Annotated in this window: 23 protein-coding genes, 1 tRNA gene and 2 pseudogenes; 9 read left to right on the top strand and 17 right to left on the bottom strand. The window is 64.5% G+C overall.

The window, feature by feature from the left end; translation table 11 throughout:
* From AC1D34_RS14545 to AC1D34_RS14520, 6 genes and pseudogenes are all read right to left on the bottom strand, one after another.
* Positions 1-216 (bottom strand): annotated as a pseudogene (locus AC1D34_RS14545) (DUF1049 domain-containing protein); the annotation flags it as partial.
* A gap of 49 nt (positions 217-265) precedes the next feature.
* A complete protein-coding gene (ihfB, locus tag AC1D34_RS14540; protein ID WP_043231503.1) occupies positions 266-550 on the bottom strand; it encodes an integration host factor subunit beta in 285 nt (94 codons plus the stop codon).
* A 28-nt stretch (positions 551-578) separates the two neighbouring features.
* On the bottom strand, positions 579-1,547 hold the full coding sequence (gene sppA / locus AC1D34_RS14535; protein WP_441507291.1) for a signal peptide peptidase SppA: 969 nt from the start codon (positions 1,545-1,547) through the stop codon (positions 579-581).
* Positions 1,548-1,632: 85 nt separating this feature from the next.
* On the bottom strand, positions 1,633-2,922 hold the full coding sequence (locus AC1D34_RS14530; protein ID WP_441490235.1) for an Hsp70 family protein: 1,290 nt from the start codon (positions 2,920-2,922) through the stop codon (positions 1,633-1,635).
* An 88-nt stretch (positions 2,923-3,010) separates the two neighbouring features.
* Positions 3,011-4,723 (bottom strand): annotated as a pseudogene (gene rpsA, locus AC1D34_RS14525) (30S ribosomal protein S1); the annotation flags it as partial.
* A gap of 271 nt (positions 4,724-4,994) precedes the next feature.
* On the bottom strand, positions 4,995-5,525 hold the full coding sequence (locus AC1D34_RS14520) for a GNAT family N-acetyltransferase (RefSeq protein ID WP_476824589.1): 531 nt from the start codon (positions 5,523-5,525) through the stop codon (positions 4,995-4,997).
* 143 nt (positions 5,526-5,668) lie between these two features.
* Here AC1D34_RS14520 and AC1D34_RS14515 point away from each other — a divergent pair, with 143 nt between their 5' ends.
* The 3 genes from AC1D34_RS14515 to AC1D34_RS14505 all read left to right on the top strand — a co-directional run bounded on the left by AC1D34_RS14515 (position 5,669) and on the right by AC1D34_RS14505 (position 7,823).
* On the top strand, positions 5,669-6,091 hold the full coding sequence (locus AC1D34_RS14515) for a GFA family protein (RefSeq protein WP_441490237.1): 423 nt from the start codon (positions 5,669-5,671) through the stop codon (positions 6,089-6,091).
* Between the two features lie 91 nt (positions 6,092-6,182).
* Positions 6,183-6,740, top strand: coding sequence for a LemA family protein (locus AC1D34_RS14510; protein WP_069882216.1), 558 nt, complete (start codon positions 6,183-6,185; stop codon positions 6,738-6,740).
* A gap of 30 nt (positions 6,741-6,770) precedes the next feature.
* Positions 6,771-7,823 (top strand): M48 family metallopeptidase, encoded by a 1,053-nt coding sequence (locus AC1D34_RS14505; RefSeq protein ID WP_476824588.1) that lies wholly within the window; start codon positions 6,771-6,773, stop codon positions 7,821-7,823.
* Between the two features lie 120 nt (positions 7,824-7,943).
* Here the strand turns inward: AC1D34_RS14505 and AC1D34_RS14500 are convergent, their stop codons facing one another.
* On the bottom strand, positions 7,944-8,552 hold the full coding sequence (locus AC1D34_RS14500; RefSeq protein WP_441490239.1) for a 2-hydroxychromene-2-carboxylate isomerase: 609 nt from the start codon (positions 8,550-8,552) through the stop codon (positions 7,944-7,946).
* Between the two features lie 263 nt (positions 8,553-8,815).
* On the opposite strand from AC1D34_RS14500, the gene AC1D34_RS14495 reads away from it, so the two are divergent.
* Complete coding sequence (locus tag AC1D34_RS14495) at positions 8,816-10,048, top strand: argininosuccinate synthase (protein ID WP_069877759.1); 1,233 nt, start codon at positions 8,816-8,818, stop codon at positions 10,046-10,048.
* A gap of 195 nt (positions 10,049-10,243) precedes the next feature.
* Here the strand turns inward: AC1D34_RS14495 and AC1D34_RS14490 are convergent, their stop codons facing one another.
* The 7 genes from AC1D34_RS14490 to AC1D34_RS14460 all read right to left on the bottom strand — a co-directional run bounded on the left by AC1D34_RS14490 (position 10,244) and on the right by AC1D34_RS14460 (position 15,653).
* Positions 10,244-11,329 (bottom strand): Rieske 2Fe-2S domain-containing protein, encoded by a 1,086-nt coding sequence (locus tag AC1D34_RS14490; protein WP_476824587.1) that lies wholly within the window; start codon positions 11,327-11,329, stop codon positions 10,244-10,246.
* 142 nt (positions 11,330-11,471) lie between these two features.
* On the bottom strand, positions 11,472-11,717 hold the full coding sequence (locus AC1D34_RS14485) for a DUF2188 domain-containing protein (RefSeq protein WP_069877761.1): 246 nt from the start codon (positions 11,715-11,717) through the stop codon (positions 11,472-11,474).
* Positions 11,718-11,824: 107 nt separating this feature from the next.
* On the bottom strand, positions 11,825-12,658 hold the full coding sequence (gene fabI, locus AC1D34_RS14480) for an enoyl-ACP reductase FabI (protein WP_476824586.1): 834 nt from the start codon (positions 12,656-12,658) through the stop codon (positions 11,825-11,827).
* A gap of 81 nt (positions 12,659-12,739) precedes the next feature.
* Positions 12,740-13,012, bottom strand: a complete 273-nt coding sequence (locus AC1D34_RS14475) for a DUF3303 domain-containing protein (protein WP_476824585.1) — start codon at positions 13,010-13,012, stop codon at positions 12,740-12,742.
* 6 nt (positions 13,013-13,018) lie between these two features.
* Positions 13,019-14,245: a beta-ketoacyl-ACP synthase I gene (gene fabB / locus AC1D34_RS14470; protein WP_476824584.1), complete on the bottom strand. Its 1,227-nt coding sequence runs from the start codon at positions 14,243-14,245 to the stop codon at positions 13,019-13,021.
* A 118-nt stretch (positions 14,246-14,363) separates the two neighbouring features.
* Positions 14,364-14,876, bottom strand: coding sequence for a 3-hydroxyacyl-[acyl-carrier-protein] dehydratase FabA (fabA, locus tag AC1D34_RS14465; RefSeq protein ID WP_043231524.1), 513 nt, complete (start codon positions 14,874-14,876; stop codon positions 14,364-14,366).
* A gap of 141 nt (positions 14,877-15,017) precedes the next feature.
* Entirely contained in the window at positions 15,018-15,653 is a 636-nt protein-coding gene (locus tag AC1D34_RS14460) for a LysE family translocator (protein ID WP_476824583.1), read from the bottom strand.
* A 171-nt stretch (positions 15,654-15,824) separates the two neighbouring features.
* On the opposite strand from AC1D34_RS14460, the gene irrA reads away from it, so the two are divergent.
* Entirely contained in the window at positions 15,825-16,289 is a 465-nt protein-coding gene (irrA, locus tag AC1D34_RS14455; RefSeq protein WP_069877765.1) for an iron response transcriptional regulator IrrA, read from the top strand.
* An 84-nt stretch (positions 16,290-16,373) separates the two neighbouring features.
* Positions 16,374-17,153: a YbaY family lipoprotein gene (locus tag AC1D34_RS14450; RefSeq protein ID WP_476824582.1), complete on the top strand. Its 780-nt coding sequence runs from the start codon at positions 16,374-16,376 to the stop codon at positions 17,151-17,153.
* Positions 17,154-17,166: 13 nt separating this feature from the next.
* Here the strand turns inward: AC1D34_RS14450 and AC1D34_RS14445 are convergent, their stop codons facing one another.
* Positions 17,167-17,712 carry an SH3 domain-containing protein gene (locus AC1D34_RS14445; protein WP_441479940.1) on the bottom strand — a complete coding sequence of 182 codons (546 nt, stop codon included), beginning with the start codon at positions 17,710-17,712 and terminating at the stop codon, positions 17,167-17,169.
* A gap of 191 nt (positions 17,713-17,903) precedes the next feature.
* Here AC1D34_RS14445 and AC1D34_RS14440 point away from each other — a divergent pair, with 191 nt between their 5' ends.
* Positions 17,904-18,899: a 2-hydroxyacid dehydrogenase gene (locus tag AC1D34_RS14440; RefSeq protein ID WP_113517994.1), complete on the top strand. Its 996-nt coding sequence runs from the start codon at positions 17,904-17,906 to the stop codon at positions 18,897-18,899.
* Between the two features lie 66 nt (positions 18,900-18,965).
* Here the strand turns inward: AC1D34_RS14440 and AC1D34_RS14435 are convergent, their stop codons facing one another.
* Entirely contained in the window at positions 18,966-19,352 is a 387-nt protein-coding gene (locus AC1D34_RS14435; protein WP_476824581.1) for a winged helix-turn-helix transcriptional regulator, read from the bottom strand.
* Between the two features lie 100 nt (positions 19,353-19,452).
* Here AC1D34_RS14435 and AC1D34_RS14430 point away from each other — a divergent pair, with 100 nt between their 5' ends.
* A complete protein-coding gene (locus tag AC1D34_RS14430) occupies positions 19,453-20,442 on the top strand; it encodes a quinone oxidoreductase family protein (RefSeq protein WP_476824580.1) in 990 nt (329 codons plus the stop codon).
* 123 nt (positions 20,443-20,565) lie between these two features.
* Here AC1D34_RS14430 and AC1D34_RS14425 read toward each other — a convergent pair whose 3' ends face one another.
* Entirely contained in the window at positions 20,566-21,570 is a 1,005-nt protein-coding gene (locus tag AC1D34_RS14425; RefSeq protein WP_476824579.1) for a complex I NDUFA9 subunit family protein, read from the bottom strand.
* 143 nt (positions 21,571-21,713) lie between these two features.
* Here AC1D34_RS14425 and AC1D34_RS14420 point away from each other — a divergent pair.
* Positions 21,714-21,800 (top strand) — tRNA-Leu (locus AC1D34_RS14420).
* Positions 21,801-22,137 lie beyond the last annotated feature (337 nt).

Here is a 22,137-nt window from a genome sequence, read left to right as displayed (position 1 = left end):
GCCCTGCGCGATCCATGAGGCGAGGCCGCCGATCAGGACCCCCGCAGCAATCGCGGCCAGAACCACGGCGAAGAGCGGAAGATCGAAGGCCAGCGTCGGCGCGTCGCGGCTGAACGGATCGAGCGAGACCCGCACCGGGCCCCGGTTCGCGATCGAGAAGAGGACGATCGCCAAGGCGACCGGCACGAGGATCAGCGCCTTGAAGAAAGCTTTCATGGATTTTTCCTCGCGTGCCGCACGAGCGAGCCTGACATCCGGCCGGATGTCAGTGCTTGCCGTTCAGCCTCTGGCGAAGCTCCTTGCCGGTCTTGAAGACCGGCACGAACTTCTCTTCGACCTCGACCGCATCGCCGGTGCGAGGGTTGCGGCCGACCCTTGCGGCGCGGGCCTTGCGGGAGAATGCACCAAAGCCGCGCAGTTCGACACGGTCACCACGCCCCAGCGCCTTGACGACCTCGTCGAGGATAGCCGTGACGATGTTCTCGATATCGCGCTGGTAGAGGTGAGTGTTGCGCTCGGCGATGCGTTGAACGAGTTCAGATTTTATCATGTGTCCAATATAACCGATTGTATCAACATCACTTTTCGGCGACAGGCTGCCAGAGCGCCAAGGGCGCGTCAAGCCGCAGGCCAACCGGCTGATCGGCAGCCCGCGCAAGGATCACGGCCAGCGATTCCAGACCGGCTGCGCGGGCCATCGCCTCGCCAGCGCTCCACAGACCAAAGGCGGAGGCCTCGTTGCGACGGCGCCAGTCACGCACCGGCAAATCCTTCGCGACATTCTTCTCGCGCTCGAGCCAGGCGATCGCCTCCGGCTCGCCGCCGATCTCGTCGACCAGCTTAAGGCCGACGGCCTGCCGGCCGGAATAGACGCGGCCGTCCGATACGACGGCAATCTCGGTCTCTCCGAGCTTGCGGCGATCCCCGACGAGGCGCTTGAACCAATCGTAATTATCCTCGACCACGCGTTGCAGCGCGGCGCGCGCCTCAGGCGAGGTCGGCTCAAAGCCGTTCGGCGCCGCCTTCAGCGGGCTCGATTTGATCTCCTCGACCTTGACCCCGACGGTGTCGAGCAGGCGGCCGACATTGGGAATCTGGAAGAGCACGCCGATCGAGCCGACGAGCGAGGTCTGGCGCGCCACGATGCGGTCCGCGCCCATGGCCGCGATATAGCCGCCCGAGGCGGCGAGCCCGTCAACGACCGCCACCATCGGCTTCTTGGCCGCCAGACTGCGCAGCGCGATGTGCAAGGCCTCGGAACCGCTGGTGGTGCCGCCGGGACTGTCGATCCGAACCACGACGGCGGACGCCCGACTGTCCTCGAGCGACTTGATGAGATCGAGCGTGCGCCTGTCCCCTGAGATGAAACCCGAAATGGTGACCCGGGCAATATGCGCGCGGGAGGTCGAACCGGGCGCGTTGCCGCTCCAGGCCAGCCCCGCGACGACAGCCGCCGCGATGACGCCAAGAACGGCGAGCAGGCGCCAGAGCGTCAGCTTGCGCCGCAGGTTGCGGCGGTCGGCGAGCAGGTCTGCATCGGACGACATGGGGTAAACGCTCCTGTGGTCACGGACGCTGGCTGGGCCCGTGATGTAGCCTCGCCGCAGCGACGGGGCAAGGCGACGCTCGGCCTCAGGCGTCGAGCGTCGCTCTTTGCCGATCGAGCGCCAACAGCGCAAGGCCACTTGCGACAGACCGGAAGGCGTCACCGATGTGAACACGTTCCGAGCCGAAGCGACGATCGAACAGGGCGCGCACGGCCGGGACATGCGATGTTCCGCCGGTCATGAAGACGGCCTCGATCGCACCGGATTCGACCTTGGCTTCGACGAGGGCGCGATCGAGCGCCGCCTCGATCGACGCGACGTCCTCGGCGATCCAGCTTTCGAAATCCGTCCGGCGGATCGTCCCCTCGATGCTGACATCCATCTGGCGGAAGTCCAGCACGGTCTCGTCCTGCGACGACAGCGCAACCTTGGCCGCCGAGACGGCGCGATAGAGTTCATAGCCAAGATCGTATTCGATCACGGTCAGCAGATCCTCGAGCTTGCCGGGCTCGACCGCGTCGCGGATCAGCGCCTTGAGCTCGGCCATGGTCTCGCGGCTCTTCATCAGCGAGAGCCTGTGCCACTGCGCGAAGGCCGCGTGGTAATGGGCGGGAATCGGCAGCAGCTTCTCGAAGGAACGATACTGCGAGCCCTTGCCGAGCCGCGGCGAAACGGCGTGTTCGATGATGCGATAGTCAAAGGTGTCACCGGCGACGCCGACACCGGCATGCGAGAGCGGGATCGCTTCCAGCCGCCCTGCCCCGCCAGGCTCGAAGCGCATCACGGAGAAGTCGCTCGTGCCGCCGCCGAAATCGGCGACCAGCATGGTCTGGGGCGTCTTCAGGTCGCGCGCATACCAGTAGGCCGCGCCGAGCGGTTCATAGGCGAAATCGACCTTGGGCATGCCAGCCTTCGCATAGGAGGCCGAGAGGCGCTTCACCGCCAGTTCCTCGTCCGGGCGCTCGCCGGCGAAGACGACCGGGCGGCCCGAGATCAGTGGCGTCTCCGAGAGATCGTCGAGCCCGGCACTGAGATCGGCGAGGAAGACGCCGATCAGGTCCTCGAGCCGATACAGCTTTCCAAACAGGCGCGTCTCCTGGAAGGCGCGGCTGGACAGATGCGTCTTCAGCGATTGCAGAAAGCGATGCTCGGTCGTCATGCCCAGCGCCATGTCGAGCGCATCAGGTCCGCTGACATGCACGACACGGGCCTGCGGCGGCCGGCCCTCGCGCCAGAACATCAGCGCCGAGCGGTAGGCGTCGACGGCGCCCTGCTTCGTCGCAAAGCTGCGGGTCGAGACCGAACCATCCGGCCGTGCCAGGGCGACCACGCTGTTGGTGGTGCCGAAATCGATGCCGATCGCGATGTCGTTCATGCCGCTTCCTTTCGCCGAAACAAAAGCCCGCGCGGATTTCTCCGCGCGGGCTGATGGATGTGTCAGGCCGCGAGACGCGGCCCGAAGATCACTTCTTCTCGGTGCTGGCCTTCTTGAGGGCCGCGCCGAGGATGTCGCCAAGCGAGGCGCCGGAGTCGGACGAGCCGAACTGAGCGATCGCTTCCTTCTCTTCGGCCATTTCCAGCGCCTTGATCGACACCTGGATCTTGCGAGCCTTCTTGTCGAACAGGATGACGCGGGCATCGACCTTCTCGCCAGCCGCGAAGCGCTCGGGGCGCTGCTCGGAGCGCTCGCGTGCGATTTCGGCGCGCTTGATGAAGGTGGTCATGTCGGTGCCGGTGATCTTGACGTCGAGACCGGCTTCCTTGACCTCGATCACCTCACAGGTGACGACCTGGCCCTTCTTGAACTCGCCGGCATCCACGAAGGGATCGCCGCCAAGCTGCTTCAGGCCGAGCGAGATACGCTCCTTCTCGACGTCCACATCGAGAACGACAGCCTGAAGCATGTCGCCCTTCTTGTATTCCTCGATGACCTGCTCGCCCGGACGGTTCCAGTCGAGATCGGAGAGATGGATCATGCCGTCGATGTCGCCTTCGAGACCCAGGAAGAGACCGAACTCGGTCTTGTTCTTGACCTCGCCCTCGACCACCGAACCCGACGGGTGGGTCTCGGCGAAGACCTCCCACGGATTGCGCAGGGTCTGCTTGAGACCGAGCGAGATGCGGCGCTTGACCTGATCGACCTCGAGGATCGCGACGTCGACTTCCTGCGAGGTCGAGACGATCTTGCCGGGGTGGACGTTCTTCTTGGTCCAGGACATCTCGGAGACGTGGATGAGGCCTTCGATGCCCGGCTCCACTTCGACGAACGCGCCGTAGTCCGTGATGTTGGTGACGCGGCCCTTGAGGCGCGCACCGACCGGATAACGGGCGGCGATGCCATCCCACGGATCGGCCAGCAGCTGCTTGATGCCAAGCGAGATGCGGTGCGTCTCCTGGTTGATCTTGATGATCTTGACCTTGACCGTCTGACCGATGGTTACGACCTCGGACGGATGGTTGACGCGGCGCCAGGCCATGTCGGTCACGTGCAGCAGGCCGTCGATGCCGCCGAGGTCAACGAACGCACCGTATTCGGTGATGTTCTTGACGACGCCGTCGATGACCTGCCCCTCTTCGAGGCTGGCGACCAGCTCGGAACGGGCCTCGGCGCGGGTCTCTTCGAGAACCGTGCGGCGCGAAACGACGATGTTGCCGCGACGACGATCCATCTTGAGGATCTCGAACGGCTGCGGCTGGCCCATCAGCGGGCCGACGTCGCGGATCGGACGGATGTCGACCTGCGAACGCGGCAGGAAGGCGACGGCGCCGTCGAGGTCAACGGTGTAGCCACCCTTGACCGTGTTGAAGATCATGCCGGTGACCTTCTCGCGAGCCTCATAGGCCTTCTCGAGCTTGACCCAGCTTTCTTCGCGGCGAGCCTTGTCGCGCGAGATCACGGCTTCGCCGAGGGCGTTCTCGACGCGGTCGAGATAGACCTCGACCTCGTCGCCAACCTTGATGTCCWGGTCACGGCCGGGGCCGGTGAATTCCTTGAGGGCGACGCGGCCTTCAGTCTTCAGGCCGACATCGATGATCGCCATATCTTTCTCGATGGCGACGACGATGCCCTTGATAACGGAACCTTCAAGCGCGTCGTTACGGGCGAAGGATTCCTCGAGCAGGGCGGCGAAGTCCTCGCGACCCGCGTGATAGCTTTCTACGGCTGACATGCATTCTCCTGACGCCGGTCGCGTATCCCGCGATAGCCGGCAAGCGCCGTTTGGGTTGGTGCTGCGGTCCGGACCGTCTCCGACGGCGCCTCATGGAGGCTGCCTCGCAGGGAGGCTGGCGGCGCTGAGCCGTCGAACATGATCCGTATCCGACGAGCTYGCTTCCAACACCAAACGGGAGCCAGCCTCAAAGGCCGCCCCCGGCTGTGATCGATCACGGCCCTTCGGACGAGGCGGATGTAGTCGATCAAGCGACGCACGGCAAGAGTTTTGCCCGTCAGCTGCTCGCAATCAGGTCGAAGCGCATGGCGCAGCGGCGCGCGATGGGAAGCCCGTGTATCCCTTCGCGCTCCAGAATGGCGCGGAGCCTTCCCTCGATCGCGCCGTCCTCGAGCGTCACGAAGCCGAGCCGGACATAGAAGCGTTCATTCCAGCCAAGAGCTCGGAAGGTGGTGAGTGTGAGGGCCCGCAGCCCACTTGCCCTGGCATGGCCGATGGCTGCGCCAACCAGGTGAGTGCCGATGCCCCTGCCCTGGCGGTCTGCACGGACCGCCAGCTCCCAGACATGCAATTCGGTGTCGATCCGCTCGGCACTGAGGAAGCCGACGACCTCGCCTGTCGCGTCAAGAGCAACCCAACTCGTGCCGGCGACGATGCTGGCGAGATGGGCCTCGGCCGACATCACGGCATCGTCCGCGATCCAGGCCAGGTCTGCTACCGTTCGGAAGATCTGGCCGGCGGAACGCTCGACCTCCGGAAGGCGGCCGGCATCCTGCGGCACGGCGAGGCGGATCGTGATTTCGGCCATGTCACATCCAGTCATTCATCGCTCCGCGGCACTCGGCAACCGCGTTGGACATACTCCGATGACCGATGGGGGTTCCAGTCCACGCGGCGACGGGATAGGGCGAACCGGCGGTGAGAACACCGAGAGAGTTGGGGCAGTGAATCATGACGACCGGGCGAACGGCCAGGCCGACGCACTATACCGGCGGATGCCTTTGCGGCTCGATCCGCTTCGTGGCCAAGGGCCCGGCCGAGAAGCCGCACACCTGCTCCTGCACCCTATGCCAGCGCCATACCGGAGCACTGACTGTCGCCTGGGTCGAGTTCGCCAGGGACGCAATCGCCTGGACCGGCCCCGGCGGGGCACCGTCGCTCTTCCGTTCGTCGGACTATTCGAGCCGGGCCTTCTGCCCGACCTGCGGCAGCAGCGTCGGCGCAGTCGATGACGATCCCGTCATGGCGCTGCTCCTCGGCAGTTTCGACAAGCCGCTCTCGGCGGAGCTGATGCCGACCTCTCACAGCTATCGCGACGGGCGGCCCGGATGGTGGCATGTGGAGGAAACAAAACGGGACGTCGGCGCTCCCTAGGTCCTTACAACTCGGCGCCCGGCCCCGCTTCCCCAGAGTTGCTCTTCATGCCACCTTGCGCGCCGCGCTGTCCGGCGCTGAGGAGAAATTCATGGGCTGGATCGTTCTCGGGCTCCTTGCGGCCGCTGCCATCTATCTTGTCATGACCTATAACGGGCTCGTTGCGATGCGGCAGCGGGTCAACCAGGCCTTCGCCGATATCGACGTCCAGCTGAAGCAGCGCCACGATCTGATCCCGAACCTTGTCGAGACCGTGAAGGGTTACGCCTCGCATGAGCGCGAGACCTTCGACGCGGTCGTCAAGGCACGCAACGCGGCCCTGTCGGCCCAAGGCCCGCAAGCCCAGGCAGCCGCGGAACAGCAGCTCTCCGGCGCGCTGGGCCGCCTGCTCGCTCTTTCCGAGGCCTATCCCGACCTCAAGGCAAGCGCCAATTTCCAGCAGCTCCAGAGCGAACTCAGCAATGTCGAGGACAAGCTCGCGGCGGCGCGGCGCTTCTTCAATAACGCCGTCGGCGAGTTCAACGCTGCGATCCAGGCTTTTCCGGCCGTGTTCTTCGCGCCGCAGATGGGTTTCACCCCGCGGGAGTTCTTCGATGTCGGCGAGCAGGCACGCGCGCAGCTCGATGTCGCCCCCACTGTGAAGTTCTGACCGGCTCAAGAACGGCAACGGAGCGGCGCCATGCCGGGTCAGGCCTTCGGGCTCTATACCCATATGCGCAACAACCGGATCCGGTCGGGTTTCCTGATCGCCGGGCTGTTCCTGCTGGTCTATCTGACAAGCTACGGCCTGATCCTGATTGCCTATGGCTATGGTGGGGTCGCGCGCGGACAKAGCGTCTATTCAGCGACGATCCACCTGTTCTGGTCCTGGTTTCCGTTCATCACGCTCGCGGCCACCGCCTGGGTCTTCATCGGCTTCAAGATCAATGTCGGACTGATCGGCGCGGTCACCGGCGCCAAAGACGTGACGCGGGAACAGAACCCCAAGCTCTACCGGATGCTGGAAAACCTCTGCATCTCGCGGGGGCTCACCGTGCCCAAGCTCTCGATCGTTGAAAGCGAAGCCCTCAATGCCTTCGCCAGCGGCGTCAACGACAAGCAGTTCACCGTCACGGTCACGACCGGCCTGATCCGGACCCTCACGGATGATGAGATCGAGGCCGTTCTTGCGCATGAGCTGACCCATATCCGCAATGGCGACGTCCGAATGATGATCATCGCCGTGGTGATCGCAGGCGTGATCTCGCTCATCGGCGAGATCATCTTCCGCAGCGTCGGGCGCGTGCGGGTTTCCTCCAACGATGACAAGAAGGGCAGCGGCGTCGCCATCCTGCTCGGCGTCGCCATCATCGCGATCTCCTGGCTGCTCGCCGTGGTGATCCGCTTGTCTCTGTCGCGTTCGCGCGAGTATCTGGCCGATGCCGGGGCGGTCGAACTGACCAAGAATCCGGACGCGATGATCTCCGCGCTGCTCAAGATCGCCGGGCGCGCCGATATCGACGGAGTGCCGTCGGGCGTCATGGACATGTGCGTCGAGAACGACCCCGACGATTTCGCCGACCTGTTCTCGACACATCCCTCGATCACCAAACGCGTGCAGGCACTCGTCGAGACGGCAGGCGGCCGGATGCCGGCGATGCCGCCGCATCCGCCCAGGATGTCAGAGCGTCAGGATCTGCCGACCATGGTCGGGACGGCGCGCGGTCCGTGGGGCGCCAGGCCGCAGGACTGACCCGCGGCAGCCTCGTGCTCAAGGCATCGGTCCGAAGAGTGGATTGCAGTCCTTTGGGAAAGCCGGTGCACACACAGAAGGTTGGTTCACCGGACCGGATACAGGATCCGGCCCCATGATCTAACACCCATCCCGGGCCCAGCGGAGGGCCTCCCCCAGCCGATCATCTCCCCAGAACAATTCGCCATCGCCAGTGACGAAGGCCGGAGCGCCGAAGATCCCGAGCGATTTCGCGAGTTCGGTCTCGGCCTTCAGCCTGCCCTTGACCTCCTCACTGCGCGAGGCCGAGAACGCGGAGCCGGGATCCGCGCCAGCCTCCTTCAGGGCCGCGACCAGTACGGCTTCCTCGGCAATGTTTCGTCCCTCGCAGAACGCAGCCCTGAACAGCGCCTTCGAGAAGGCGGGCATCCAGCCTGCCTCGCGCCCTGCGAGCGCGACGCGCGCCGCGACGAGGGAATTCTGTGGAAACGGGTTGGGCCGGACAAGCTTGATGCCGGCACGGGCGGTCTGGCGCTCGAGATCGCGCCACATATAGCGGCCCTTGTTCGGGAACAGATTGAAAGGCGACGTCGTCCAGCCCTGGCCGGCAAAGATCGGCCCAAGCAGGAAGGGCCGCCAACGCAGCGCCACTCCCGCTTCGTCTGCCACGGCTTCAGCCCGCAAGGCACTCAGAAAGGAATAGGGTGACGCGAACTCGTACCAGAAGTCGAGGACGGGACGATTCGGCATTCAGCCTCCAGGTCGGTCATCGGTTTGAGTCGCGCTCGGGAAGCTTCGACCTGTCGCGGCGCGACTGCAAGCACGCAGGACGCGTGTTGCACAATCGGCATCGTTGATACCGACCCATCACGGGATGACGTTTGATCGATCAGAAGGTTCCGATTGCGTCGTCCCGAGGGCTGCGATAGTGCGCCATTGAGCCGAAAACAGGGCCATCCACAGTCGAAGCGTCCCCGGCATGGAAACATGCCGTCAGAGCAGGAAGATCATCGATGTCCGACAAGCGCGTGAAGAAGGTCGTGCTCGCCTATTCCGGCGGCCTTGACACCTCGATCATCCTGAAATGGCTGCAAACCACCTATGAATGCGAGGTGGTGACCTTCACCGCCGATCTCGGCCAGGGCGAGGAGCTGGAGCCCGCTCGCCAGAAGGCGCTGCTGCTCGGCATCAAGCCCGAGAACATCCATATCGAGGACCTGCGCGAGGAATTCGTCCGCGACTACGTCTTCCCGATGTTCCGGGCCAATGCCGCCTATGAAGGCGTCTACCTGCTCGGCACCTCGATCGCTCGTCCGCTGATCGGCAAGAAGCTGATCGAGATCGCCGAGAGGGTCGGCGCCGATGCCATCTCCCATGGCGCGACCGGCAAGGGCAACGACCAGGTCCGCTTCGAACTCACCGCCTATGCGCTGAAGCCCGATGTCGTGGTGATCGCGCCCTGGCGCGAATGGGATCTGCGTTCGCGCGAGCAGCTCATCGCCTTCGCCGAACAGCACCAGATCCCGATCGCCAAGGACAAGCGCGGCGAAGCGCCCTTCTCGGTCGACGCCAACCTGTTGCACGCCTCCTCGGAAGGAAAGGTGCTGGAGGACCCCGCGCAGGAAGTGCCGGATTACGTCTACTCGCGCACGATCTCTCCCGAGGATGCGCCGGACAAGCCGACCTATATCACCATCGACTTCGCCAAGGGTGATGCGGTCGCCATCGACGGCGTCTCGCTTTCGCCCGCCACGCTCCTGGCGAAATTGAACGATCTCGGCCGCGACAACGGCATCGGCCGCCTCGATCTCGTCGAGAACCGCTTCGTCGGCATGAAGTCGCGCGGCATGTATGAGACGCCCGGCGGCACGATCCTGCACGCGGCGCACCGGGCGATCGAGTCGATCACGCTCGACCGTGGCGCGGCCCATCTCAAGGACGAGATCATGCCGAAATATGCGGAGCTGATCTATAATGGCTTCTGGTTCTCGCCCGAGCGCGAGATGCTGCAGGCGCTGATCGACAAGAGCCAGGAATTCGTCGCCGGCCAGGTTCGCCTGAAGCTGTACAAGGGCGGCGTCCACGTTGTCGGCCGCTCCAGCCCCTATTCGCTCTACGACCAGGATCTGGTGACCTTCGAGGAAGGCGCAGTCGCCTATGATCACCGCGACGCGGCGGGCTTCATCCGCCTGAACGCGCTGCGCCTGCGGACACTCGGCCAGCGCAAGAAGAAGCTCGGTCTCTGATCGGGCTTGTCCCTCACGCGCTGCGGCGTTCACCGCTGCAGCGCGGACCGGACCGCGCGATGAAAGAGAACGGCTCGGTCGCGCGCGAAACCGATCAGGCTGGCTGAGCCCGATCAGAGCGAGGTGCCGATAGTCTTGATCAGTCAGCGGCCGGGCCGAGCGTCCCGGCCCTGATCAACCAGGCTTGCAACAGCGTCAGGTGCGCCAGCGCAAACGCTCGGGTGCCAGCGTGTTCTGAAATGCCACGCCCGTGCGCCGGGCCGCGGCATAGTCACGCTTCAGCCGGAAATACCATTGCGCCAGCCGGTCGGCCTGACCCATCAGCAGCATTGTCGGCTTGCGCTCGAGACCCTGCTGGGCAAGTTCCAGGATATCCTGGTCCTGACGCAGAAAGGCCCGGGCGGCCCAGCGGATCGGCAGGCCCAGTGGCACCAGTTGCGGCAGGTCGGAGAGCAGCACATTCGTCAGCAGCGTCCGCTTCGCATCGATCGGCGTCGCGAAGGTCGCGTTCACGATGGTACGGTTGCCCACGGTGATCCGCTCGATCCGTTGTCCCGGCAACAGGAAATCCACTTCGGTCTGCGGCCGGCCGAGCAACCGATAGCCCCTGGAGTTCGCCGCCGCCGTATGGGCCGTCATCCGGAAGCCAAATGGCAGAGGGGCGAAGTCCTTGGTCTTCTCCCGCGCCGTCGCGGTTGGCCGCCACCACCAGGAATTATGGACGTAGCCGACATGGCCAGGATCGATCAGGCTGAGCACGCATAGATCGTAGGAGGCCTCGACCAGCACGGATACGGCGACGCGGCACCGCGGTACGCGCTGCAGCATCAGCTCGGGAACCGGCGGGGCCTCGGCCGGCTGCGAGCCCAGATAGACCCAGATGATGCCGTCCGCCTCTCGCACCGGAAAGCCCTGGACCCTGACCTGTCCGGGATCCGTCGCATCATCATGAACCAGGGTCGGCATTGCCAGGCACTGTCCGTCCGTGCCGAAGCGCCAGCCATGGAAGGGACATGTGAGAGCCACCCCGTCGAATTGTCCTTGCGATAGCGGCGCGCCCCGATGCGGGCAACGATCACGCAAAGCGAAGACTTCACCGCTGCGCCTGCGACCGATCACAATCTGTTCGCCAAGGATCGTCACGCTCTCGCGGGCGCCGGGAGCAAGTCGTCCCTTGCTCTTGGCGCAGTACCAGGCTTCGCGTGGCGGCTCGCGAAACTCGCTGGCCGCCGGCACCGCCTGCGCCACAGCATCGATCGGCGGGATCACTGAAACAGTCATTCGGGACCTTGGGTATCCTATGCCGCGCCGAAGGCTGGCGGCTCAGGCTCAAGGTCGACCTGGGGATTGCCGGTGCATTGCAGGCTGGTGTCGAAACGCACTCCGGTGACCTAGGCCGCGCAGATGAAGTGGCCGAGCTTCGTCACGGCTTGTCGACGATCCAGGTATGGGGCCGATCGCTGCCCTGCGCGAGCTCCTCGTGCCAATCACCCCGGGCATCCTGATAGACGATGCCGTCGGTGACGCCTGGTCGCTTCTGGCGGGCAGCGGCCTTGTTGGCCGCCTTGAGCGCGGCGTCATGCGACCGGAAGGTCTCGGATAGCGCACCGCCGACCTTGTAGGCCCAGCCGCCATCGTGCTCGACGATCTCGTACTTCACCATGACCATGGCCGTCCTCCGAGGATCACAAGCGGAACCGCCGGACGCCCCTCGGGTTCCACCGCCTCGAAGATAGTCCGAGCCGGCCCGATGATGAAGACCCAAATCGGCTTCGGCTACTCGCCGTTACCGCTATCAGCCGCGCGCAAACCTTCGAGCACCGGCATCGAGGTGACGTGATAGCCGGCATCGACATGATGAACGTCGCCGGTCACGCCGCCCGACAGATCCGAGAGGTAGTACAACGCCGAGCCACCGATCTCCTCGAGCGTCACCGACTTGCGCAAGGGCGAATTGGCCCGCTGCCATGAATACATGGCGCGCGCATCCGAAATGCCGGCGCCGGCAAGCGTGCGCACCGGCCCGGGCGAGAGTGCGTTGACGCGGATGCCGCGCGGACCGAAATCGGCGGCGAGATAGCGCATGCTCGCCTCGAGCGCCGCTTTGGCCACACCCATCACATTGTAGTTCGGCATCACCCGCGTCGATCYGCCATAGGTCAGCGTGATCATGCTGCCGCCTCTGGGCATGCGCTCGGCGGCGCGCTTGGCGGCTTCCGTGAAGGAGAAGCAGGAGATCACCATGGTGCGCGAGAAATTCTCGCGGCTGGTGTCGGCATAGAGGCCCTTGAGCTCGTTCTTGTCGGAGAAGCCGATGGCGTGAACGATGAAATCGAGCGTGTTGCGCTCGGGATCCCCACCCCAGGCCTCGTCGATCGCAGCGAAGGCGCCATCGACGCTTGCGATATCCTCGACATCGCAAGGCAGGACCAGCTTCGATCCGATGCTCTCCGCCAGCGGCTTCACGCGCTTGCCGAGCGCTTCGCCCTGATAGGTGAAGGCCATCTCGGCGCCATGGGCGTGGAGGGTCCGCGCAATGCCCCAGGCGATGGAATTCTGGTTGGCGACGCCCATGACGAGGCCGCGCTTGTTATGCATCAAGGGGAGCATGGGATGACTCTATTCGGGTCTTGGAAGGGTACTTAAGCAACAGGAAGTAAGACTGGATCAGGCGGGTAGGCTTGGCTCTTGCTACAGATGCTTGGCGATGGCTGCAGCCGTCGCCTTGGATGATGCCAGCGGCACGATCTCGAAGCGCGCGAGATCGCTCCATTCCAGCACCCATTCCTGCAGCACCGCGACATCGTCGCATTCCATCACCTGGAAGCAACGCGCCAGGTCTGCCTGGATCCAGCTGTCCACATAGCGCAGGCCATCGGGMATCATGCGGCCACGCTCGTGGAAGCGACGATAGATGTCCTTCACCCGCGCCTGGTCGAAATGCTCGATGACCATGAACAGCATGGAGGCTCAGACCTCCAGCCGCTTCATCACGATGGTCGCATTCGTTCCGCCGAAGCCGAAGGAATTCGAGAGCACGCAACCAAGGCCGGCATTGTCGATGCGCTTGCGCACGATCGGCATGTCGGCAAAGGCGGGATCGAGCTCCTCGATATGGGCGCTTTCGCAAATGAAATCGTTGTTGAGCATCAGGAGCGAATAGATCGCCTCCTGAACGCCGGTCGCACCCAGCGAATGGCCGGTCAGCGACTTTGTCGCCGAGATCGGCGGGCTCTTCTCGCCGGCGCCGAAGACCTCGCGGATCGCCTCGATCTCCTTGGCATCGCCGACCGGGGTCGAGGTGCCGTGAGGGTTGATGTAGTCGACCTTGGCCTTCACGCCCTGCAGAGCCATCCTCATGCAGCGCACCGCGCCCTCACCGGAGGGGGCCACCATGTCGTAACCGTCCGACGTCGCGCCATAGCCGACGATCTCGCCATAGATGCGTGCGCCGCGCGCCTTGGCGTGTTCCAGTTCCTCAAGCACCACCACGCCGGCCCCGCCGGCGATGACGAAGCCGTCGCGCCTGACGTCATAGGCGCGCGACGCCCGTAACGGCGTCTCGTTGAAATTGGTCGACATGGCGCCCATGGCGTCGAACAGGACGGAGAGCGTCCAGTCCAGTTCCTCGCAGCCACCAGCGAAGATCACATCCTGCTTGCCCCACTGGATCAGCTCATAGGCGTTGCCGATGCAGTGGTTCGACGTCGCGCAGGCCGAGGAGATCGAGTAGTTCACGCCCTTGATCTTGAACCAGGTCGCAAGCGTAGCCGACGCGGTCGAGGACATGCCCTTGGGCACCGCAAACGGGCCGACCTTCTTGGACGATCCGCTTTCGCGGGCCTTGTCATAGGCGTCGATCAGGGCGCGGGTCGAGGGACCGCCCGAGCCCATGACGATGCCGGTCCGCTCATGGCTGATCTCGCCGGCCTCGAGGCCGGCATCCGCAATCGCCTGCTCCATGGCAACATGGTTCCAGGCGGAACCGCCGCCATGGAAGCGCATGGCGCGACGGTCGACCACGCTGGCGGCGTCGAGTGTCGGAGCACCGCCGACGCGGCTGCGGAAACCATGCTCCGCAAATTCTGGCATGAAGGCGATGCCGGATTTGGCCTCGTGCAGCGAGGACAGCACTTCCTGCGTATTGTTGCCGATGGACGAGACAATGCCCATCCCTGTGACCACAACGCGTCTCATGCTCGTTTCTCCGGCTTTCTCGTCACGGACCGGACCTCGCGGAGGTCCGGTCTATCTTCTCAATCACGCGCAGATGGACCGCTCAGACGGCGAGCGCAAGGCCGGTGCGCGGTTTTACTCAGGCGCCTTCAGGCTTGAACAAGCCAACGCGCATATCTGAGACCGTATAGATTCGCTTGCCATCGGCCTCCAGCCAGCCGTCGGCGATGCCGAGCACAAGCTTGGACTTGAAGACCCGCTTGAATTCGACGCCGTAGACGACCTGCTTGACGCTGGGCAGGACCTGGTCCGCGAATTTCACCTCGCCGACGCCAAGTGCCCTGCCCCGGCCCGGCAGCCCGAGCCAGCCGAGGAAGAAGCCGGTGAGCTGCCAGAGCGCATCGAGCCCGAGGCAGCCCGGCATCACCGGGTCGCCCTTGAAATGGCAATCGAAGAACCAAAGATCCGGCCGGACATCGAATTCGGCGCGCACGAAGCCCTTGCCATGAGGACCACCATTCTCGGCGATCTCGGTGATGCGGTCGAACATCAGCATCGGCGGCAGCGGCAACTGCGCATTACCGGGTCCGAAAAGTTCCCCGCGACCGCAGCTGAGGATCTCCTCGTAGCTGAATGACGACTGACGCTCCATACTGCCCCGCTCCGTATCGACCGTTTGGCCAAGCCCTATCCGGCATTGGCGATGGTCATGTGCTCTCGGAGCCGTGCGTAACACGGGCCTGCGCCGAAACGAAAGGGCGCAACCCGGGTCTTCCGCCCGAAAGATCGGCGATCACAGGCTGCGCAAGCCTTGCCAGGCCGTCATGGCGGCCACCAGAACAAGCAACGCACCGACCGCACGACCAACCAGCATGGTTGCCTGGCGGTTGCCCGCAAGCACGGTGCGGCTGCCTGCCGCAGCGAGTGCGAGCGAGCCGTAGACCGCAAACTGCGTCCCGGCGATGATCAGGCTCAGGATCGCGGCCTGCAACCAGATCGCGCCCGCCTCCGGTCTCAGGAACTGCGGGAAGACGGCCAGCATGAAGAGATAGGCCTTCGGATTCAGCAGATTGGTCAAGGCCCCCTGCCGGAACGCTGTCCAGCCATTGCGACGCCGCGTCTCCAGGACCGGCGCGAAGGATGCGCCTCCGCGCAGCAATGCAAGGCCGATCCAGGCGATATAGGCCGAGCCCAGCAGCAGCATGACGTCGAAGGCCATCGGCACGAGCCGAAGCACCGCACTCACGCCCAGGACACCCACCACGACATGGCAGATGCCAGCCGCGATCACTCCCGCCGTCGCATAGAGGCCAGAGCGGCGCCCGCCGGCGAGCGCGTTCGCCAGCACGAAAGCCATATCCATGCCCGGCACGATGACGATACCGAAAACCAGACTGAAGAAGAGCCAGAGATGTGCGGTCTCGGACATGGCAGCCTCCGAACCATCAGCCGCGATCATGCGTGGAGAGGCACCCGAATCCTGTCAGGAGGCTGGCGGAAGCTTGCGAGCGCGAAAGCAAGGCCTTACATCTCATCTAAACTAGGCGCCGCATCATCGCGGCACGCCGATCACTGCAAACCAGAAGGACCAAGCCTGCGCATGAGCGATCTGATCTCCCAGAACCAGGGCTACGGATCGAGCGATCGGCAGGGCTGTCCGTTCCATGACGTACGCCAGCGGCTGCGCCGCGTCGGGCTTCGTCCGACACGGCAGCGCGTTTCGCTTGGTTGGCTGCTGTTCGCCAAGGGCGACCGGCACGTCAACGCCGAGATGCTCTATGAGGAAGCGATGAAGGCGCGCGTGCCGGTGTCGCTTGCGACCGTCTACAATACGCTGCACCAGTTTACCCAGGCCGGCCTGCTGCGCGAGCTCGCGATCGACGGCGCCAAGACCTTTTTCGACACAGACAATAGCGACCACCATCATTTCGTGGTCGATGGCGAGAATACGGTGATCGATATTCCAGCCTCGGCGGTCGACGTCGCGGCACTGCCGGAGCCTCCGACAGGTTACGAAATCGCTCGCGTCGATGTGGTCGTGCGTCTGCGCAAGATCGCCGGCTGACGCAACGCGTCCAGCCTTCACTCACAGGATGCCTATGCTGCGCGCCCTCGGCGCGGGCATTGTCGCGTCGCGAGGAGACCATGCGTGACCAATGAGCCGAGCAAGGCCCTGATCTCCCGCCGCAGTCTGACCGGCCTCGTGGCCCTGGCGCTGGTCACTCCCGCCGGAAGCGCGATCGCCGCGCCGATGGCATTACGCGGGACGGTCATCTTCCGCGAGCGCATCGCACTGCCACGGACGGCAATCGTCGAGGTCCGCCTGCTCGATGTCTCGCTGGCCGACGCGCCCGCCAAGACGATTGCCGAGACACGCCTTCGGGCGCGCCGCAATCCGATCCGTTACACGCTGCGTTTCGACCGCGCGCTGATCGAGCCGCGCCGGACCTATGCCCTGCAGGCGCGCATCACCGACGGCGAGCGCCTGCTGTTCATCAACACGACCCGCCACACCGTCTTCGACGGCGGCCGCAACGACACGACGATCCGGGTCGAACATGTCGCCCGCGACCAAGCGGAAGCGCCGCGACCCGCCACGCCGGTCGGGCGCTGGCTCGCCGTGGATATTCGCAGCGACGGCGTGATGGACCGGCTGCAATCGGTGCTTGAGCTCGCGGCGGACGGCAAGGTCAGTGGCACGGGCGGCTGCAACCGCATGAGCGGCAGCGCGACGATCAGCGGGTCCCAGATCGCCTTCGGCCCGCTCGCCTCCACGCGCATGGCCTGCACGCCGGCTGCGATGAATCAGGAAAGCAAGTTCTTCGCAGCGCTGGAAGCCGCTCGCGGCTGGCGCATCGACCAGCGCCAGGACAAGCTCGTCCTGCTGGATGCGGGCGGCTCGCCGATCATGCGTCTCGCCAGGATGTAGCGCGAAACGGGGATCAGTCGACCTTCTCGTTCGGGTAGACCCCCCAGAGACGCTCCTGCTTGATATAGCCGTTCATCTTGGCGACGCCGACGCGGCACCAGGAATTGGCGCAGTTCACCACATTGACGATCACGCCCGGCTGCAGACGGGCGGTCACGGCCGATCCGGCGTCGGCGTTCGCATGGAGCGTGAAGACCTCGTCCTTGACCTTCGACCAAGGGGCGACAAGGGCCGTGCGCCGCCCCGAGAGCAGGCTGTGCAGCACCCAGCCCTCCGAGCCGTCGGCATCGCGCACGCGGCGCCAGGTCTCGAATTCGGCGGTGATCTCGACGGGCAGACCGGCACGCTGGAACACCCAGCTCGTGCGATGCTCCTTGGAGGGACCTTCGCGCAGATTGACCCGGTCCGACTTCAGACTGACATAGCGCGGGATCGGCAGCCCGGTCACCGAACCGGCCGTCATGTCCTGGGCGAGAACAGCCGAGCCTGAGCCGAGATTTGCGAGCATTGCCGCCGCCAAAACCAGGCTCCGCATCATCAGACCGCTCATCCGCACCATCTCCGCATCACGTTCGCGCTCCGCCATGGTCCGGGTACCCGGCGAAGGGTCATGTTGTCATCCGACGCGCCGCCTTCTAGACACGAACCAGCGCGTGAACACGTCGTTCTCATTCCTGATACGCCTTGGTTAATGGCGGGTTGAGGCGGAACGGCGGCGTTGTCGCAGGGCTGCGGGGAGAGGAGCCGTCAATGACGAAGAAGAAGCCGCTGGTCGTGGTCACACGCAAGCTGCCGGCCGTCGTCGAAACGCGCATGCGCGAGCTGTTCGACGCCCGTCTGAATATCGACGACGCCCCGATGAGCCAGGCTGCGCTGGTCGAGGCGGTCAAGACCGCTGATGTGCTGGTTCCGACCGTGACCGACCGGATCGATGCAGGGATCATCGCCCAGGCTGGCGATCAGTTGCGCCTGATCGCCAATTTCGGCAATGGCGTCGACAATATCGATGTCGCCAGCGCCGTGCAGCGCGGCATCACCGTGACCAACACGCCAGGCGTATTGACCGACGACACGGCCGACATGACGATCGCCCTCATCCTGGCCGTGGCGCGACGGATTTCGGAGGGCGCCCGCATCATCTCGGACGACGAGTGGGGCGGCTGGTCGCCGACCTGGATGCTGGGCCGGCGCATCACCGGCAAGCGTCTCGGCATTGTCGGCATGGGCCGGATCGGCCAGGCGGTGGCGAAGCGGGCCGCGGCCTTCGGCCTCTCGATCCATTATCACAACCGCCGGCGCGTCGATGCGCGCATCGAGGAGGCACTCGACGCGACCTACTGGGATTCGCTCGACCAGATGCTGGCGCGGATGGATATCGTCTCGATCAACTGCCCGCACACACCGGCGACCTATCACCTGCTCTCGGCCCGCCGTCTGAAGCTGATGAAGCCCGACGCCATCCTTGTGAACACGGCGCGCGGCGAAATCGTCGACGAGACGGCGCTTGCGCGCATGCTGGAAGCGGGAGAACTTTCCGGCGCCGGTCTCGACGTGTTCGAGCACGAGCCCGCCGTGAACCCGCGCCTGCTCAAGCTGGCCCGCAGCCACAAGATCGTCGTGCTGCCCCATATGGGTTCGGCAACGCATGAAGGCCGGGCCGATATGGGTGAGAAGGTCATCGTCAACATCAAGACCTTCATGGATGGTCACAAGCCGCCAGACCGCGTGCTGCCGAGCATGCTGTAGGCGACGGCCCGATCGGGCCAGAACAGCTCCCCAGGATCCGCTTGGTCCACCCAATTGAAGGCAAGGTCAGGCTGCAGCAGCTCGCTCAGCCGGAGGAAGCGGGCATTCCGACAGGCTGGCGAGATCATCGAGATCGGCCGCGTGCTTGCGTCCCCAGTCGCACAGGGACCGGATGATCGGCTCCAGGCTGTGCCCGAGTGCGGTCACGGAATAATCGACGCGCGGCGGCACTTGCTGAAGGATCTCGCGATGGACGAGCCCATGCTTTTCCATCTCGCGCAATTGCTGGATCAGGACCTTCTGGCTGATCCGCGGCATCTGCTTCTTCAACTCCGTGAGACGCCTCGGCTGATCGAAGAGCTGGTAGAGGATGATCGCCTTCCAGCGTCCCGCAATCACCTTCAGCGCGCGCTCGACCGGCTGTACCGGCAGCCGCTTCATCGGATCGGCCATGGTTACCTTCCGGTCTGTAAGAGACAAATCGGTGTGTAGTCGTTGGACCGCATCATAGCCCAGAACGCCCGGCAGGATCATTCACTGTCGCGAGGCGCCCATGAAGGCCATCCAGATCAGCCGCTTCGGCGGCCCCGATATGCTCATACCCACCGACGTCGCGAAGCCGCTCCCCCGCCCCGGCGAGGTGCTGATCCGCGTCCGCGCAGCCGGGGTCAACTTCTTCGAGACGCTACAGAGGCAGGATCGCTATGGCGCGACGCCCGTTCTGCCCATGATCCCCGRCGTCGAGATCGCCGGCACGATCGAGACTCTCGGCGAAGGGGCCTCCGGCTTTCAGCGCGGCGATCGGGTYGCCGTCCCGCTCTTCGCGGCCGRCATCTTCTCAGGCGGCTACGCTGAATATGTCGCAGCCGATGCGGCTCACGTCGTTGCGCTCCCCCAGGGCCTTCCGTTTGAGACAGCCGCGGCCCTGATGGTGCAGGGCCTGACAGCCCACCATCTCGTTCGACAGGCACAGCCTGCGGGCAAGACAGTCCTGATCAATGCCGCGGCAGGGGGCGTCGGCAGCCTGCTCGTGCAGATGGCCAAACGTGCGGGAGCGACGCGTGTCATTGCGGCAGCAAGCTCGCAGGACAAGCTCGCCCTCGCCCGGGAGCTCGGGGCCGATGCGGGCGTCGATTACACGCAACCCAATTGGGGTGTTCAGGTCCAGGCCGCGACCGACGGCGCGGGGCCCGACATCATCTACGAATCAGCGGGCGGAAAGATTGCAGTGACAAGTCTGGAGCTGCTCGCTCCCTCCGGCTGGATCGTCCTCTTCGGAGCGCTGAACACCCGGGATGCTGGACTGGACATGTCCCAGTTGCAGAAGCTCATCTCCAGCAATCAATTGCTTGCCGGTTTCAGTCTGCTGCCGCTACTGACCGCTGAGAACGTCAAAACCGACCTCGCCATGCTATTCGGCCTGGCCGAGCGTGGCGAGCTCACCGTGCTTTCCGGCGGCAGCTTCCCTCTGGAGCAAGCGGCCGCCGCGCATGAAGCATTGGAAAGCCGGCGTTCGGCCGGCAAGATCGTGCTGGTGCCCTGAGCGAGGCTGGCCCAAGAGCATGCTGCGAAAAAGTGGCAACGGTTTTCGCACCAAGCATGCTCTAACTATGAGAGTCGATCACGTTTTCTGCGTTTGGACGATTTCGTCCAAACGCAGCGTGATCTAGCCGACGCGGGCTGTGTCGAACTGGCCCGTCTTGCGGAAACGCCAGAGATAGGACGGCACGATGGCCTCGACCGAGGTCGGGGTGATTCCGATTCCCTCGAAGCAACKCCCCTCCGCCTTCGCCTGCTTCGAGACGACATTATCGATCTCGAGCAGCGTGACCTGATCACGCGTCAGCATCAGCTCGTCCGGCAGCAAGCCGAGCGTCAGGGTGTTGACGATTTCCAGAATGCGCGCCTGAAGCCGCGCCAGCGGGAACGGCAGCGACGCCAACACACGCTTGCGGCCGGTCACCTCGCAAACATAGGTCAGCAGCTCCTTGAAGCTCTTCACCTCAGKCCCGCCAAGTTCGTAGATTCGGCCGCCAGTGATCGTCCCGTCGATGGCGCGCGCCGCAGCCTCGGCGACATCGCCAACGAAGACAGGCTGGAACTTGGTCTCACCGCCGCCGATCAAGGGCAGGACAGGCAGCATCCGGGCGAGCGAAGCGAAGCGGTTGAAGAAGGAATCCTCCGGCCCAAAGACGATCGAAGGGCGCAGGACGATGGCCGAGGGAACCAACGACAGAACGGCAGCCTCGCCTTCTGCCTTGCTGCGGTCGTAGGCGGACCGTGATTCACGCGCGGCGCCAATTGCGGAAACCTGGACCAGACGGGTGATGCCGTGGGCAGCGCAGGCCTGCGCGACGGCACGAGCACCATTGGCCTGAACGGCCGAGAAGCTCTGCCGGCCGCCTTCCTGGAGAATGCCGACGAGGTTGATCACCGCATCCGCGCCACGCACCGCAGCAGCAACCGAATCGGGATAGCGCAGATTCGCCTGCACCGACATGATCTGCCCGACGGTGCCGAGCGGCTGCAGGAAACCGGCGAGATCGGGCCGGCGCACCGCGACGCGCACGCGGTATCCGCGCTTGACCAATGCACGCACAACATGGCGGCCGATGAAGCCGGAGCCGCCGAAAACCGTGATCAGCTGCGAGGACGGGGTCTGGGTGGCCATATTTCTCAAGCTCCGCCGAGGACTTGCCGCTGTCCTAGTGGATCGAACCTGCGCTGTGAAGGCGAACATTCCACAGATAGGCGCATGCCGGCTCGATATCCCCGTTGACAGCCTCCATCCGCCCCCGTAAACGAACCGCCGTTGCCCAGGTGGCGGAATTGGTAGACGCACCAGCTTCAGGTGCTGGCGCTCGCAAGGGCGTGGAGGTTCGAGTCCTCTCCTGGGCACCACTCGGCTCTCATATGCGGCCTAACCGCTTGAGAGAGCACAAGTTTCCTTCCGCATCATAAGTGACCTGCTGCCCAACCGGTGTAAACGGGCGGTGCAGAATGGTCTTGAGAACGCCTAGGCCCACAAGGCGCTCCGATAGTAGCTTTCATCAGTTCTGTGCGCATGTCCCCTGTGACCTTCAGAGCCGCCTGAAGGGCCACTGCACGGTCCTGTCCCTCCCCCCTGATTCATCCGGCGAGGAACCCATGATTCGCGCCTCCTTTGGTCGTGTCGTGAGGTTTTCCCTGAGGACGCATGAGCGCTCTGTAGCCGCCGCTCGCAACAGTGCAGCGGTGG

This window comes from Allobosea sp. P1_A7, assembly GCF_056406775.1.
Note: the sequence above shows the minus strand (reverse complement) of the source record. Positions and strands in the feature narration are given on the sequence as shown.

Excerpts from the sequence above, each read along its gene's own strand:
- ihfB (WP_043231503.1), bottom strand. The coding sequence starts at position 550 with ATGATAAAATCTGAACTCGTTCAACGCATCGCCGAGCGCAACACTCAC.
- sppA (WP_441507291.1), bottom strand. The coding sequence starts at position 1,547 with ATGTCGTCCGATGCAGACCTGCTCGCCGACCGCCGCAACCTGCGGCGC.
- AC1D34_RS14530 (WP_441490235.1), bottom strand. The coding sequence starts at position 2,922 with ATGAACGACATCGCGATCGGCATCGATTTCGGCACCACCAACAGCGTG.
- AC1D34_RS14520 (WP_476824589.1), bottom strand. The coding sequence starts at position 5,525 with ATGGCCGAAATCACGATCCGCCTCGCCGTGCCGCAGGATGCCGGCCGC.
- AC1D34_RS14515 (WP_441490237.1), top strand. The coding sequence starts at position 5,669 with ATGACGACCGGGCGAACGGCCAGGCCGACGCACTATACCGGCGGATGC.
- AC1D34_RS14510 (WP_069882216.1), top strand. The coding sequence starts at position 6,183 with ATGGGCTGGATCGTTCTCGGGCTCCTTGCGGCCGCTGCCATCTATCTT.
- AC1D34_RS14500 (WP_441490239.1), bottom strand. The coding sequence starts at position 8,552 with ATGCCGAATCGTCCCGTCCTCGACTTCTGGTACGAGTTCGCGTCACCC.
- AC1D34_RS14495 (WP_069877759.1), top strand. The coding sequence starts at position 8,816 with ATGTCCGACAAGCGCGTGAAGAAGGTCGTGCTCGCCTATTCCGGCGGC.
- AC1D34_RS14490 (WP_476824587.1), bottom strand. The coding sequence starts at position 11,329 with ATGACTGTTTCAGTGATCCCGCCGATCGATGCTGTGGCGCAGGCGGTG.
- AC1D34_RS14485 (WP_069877761.1), bottom strand. The coding sequence starts at position 11,717 with ATGGTCATGGTGAAGTACGAGATCGTCGAGCACGATGGCGGCTGGGCC.
- fabB (WP_476824584.1), bottom strand. The coding sequence starts at position 14,245 with ATGAGACGCGTTGTGGTCACAGGGATGGGCATTGTCTCGTCCATCGGC.
- fabA (WP_043231524.1), bottom strand. The coding sequence starts at position 14,876 with ATGGAGCGTCAGTCGTCATTCAGCTACGAGGAGATCCTCAGCTGCGGT.
- AC1D34_RS14460 (WP_476824583.1), bottom strand. The coding sequence starts at position 15,653 with ATGTCCGAGACCGCACATCTCTGGCTCTTCTTCAGTCTGGTTTTCGGT.
- irrA (WP_069877765.1), top strand. The coding sequence starts at position 15,825 with ATGAGCGATCTGATCTCCCAGAACCAGGGCTACGGATCGAGCGATCGG.
- AC1D34_RS14445 (WP_441479940.1), bottom strand. The coding sequence starts at position 17,712 with ATGGTGCGGATGAGCGGTCTGATGATGCGGAGCCTGGTTTTGGCGGCG.
- AC1D34_RS14440 (WP_113517994.1), top strand. The coding sequence starts at position 17,904 with ATGACGAAGAAGAAGCCGCTGGTCGTGGTCACACGCAAGCTGCCGGCC.
- AC1D34_RS14435 (WP_476824581.1), bottom strand. The coding sequence starts at position 19,352 with ATGGCCGATCCGATGAAGCGGCTGCCGGTACAGCCGGTCGAGCGCGCG.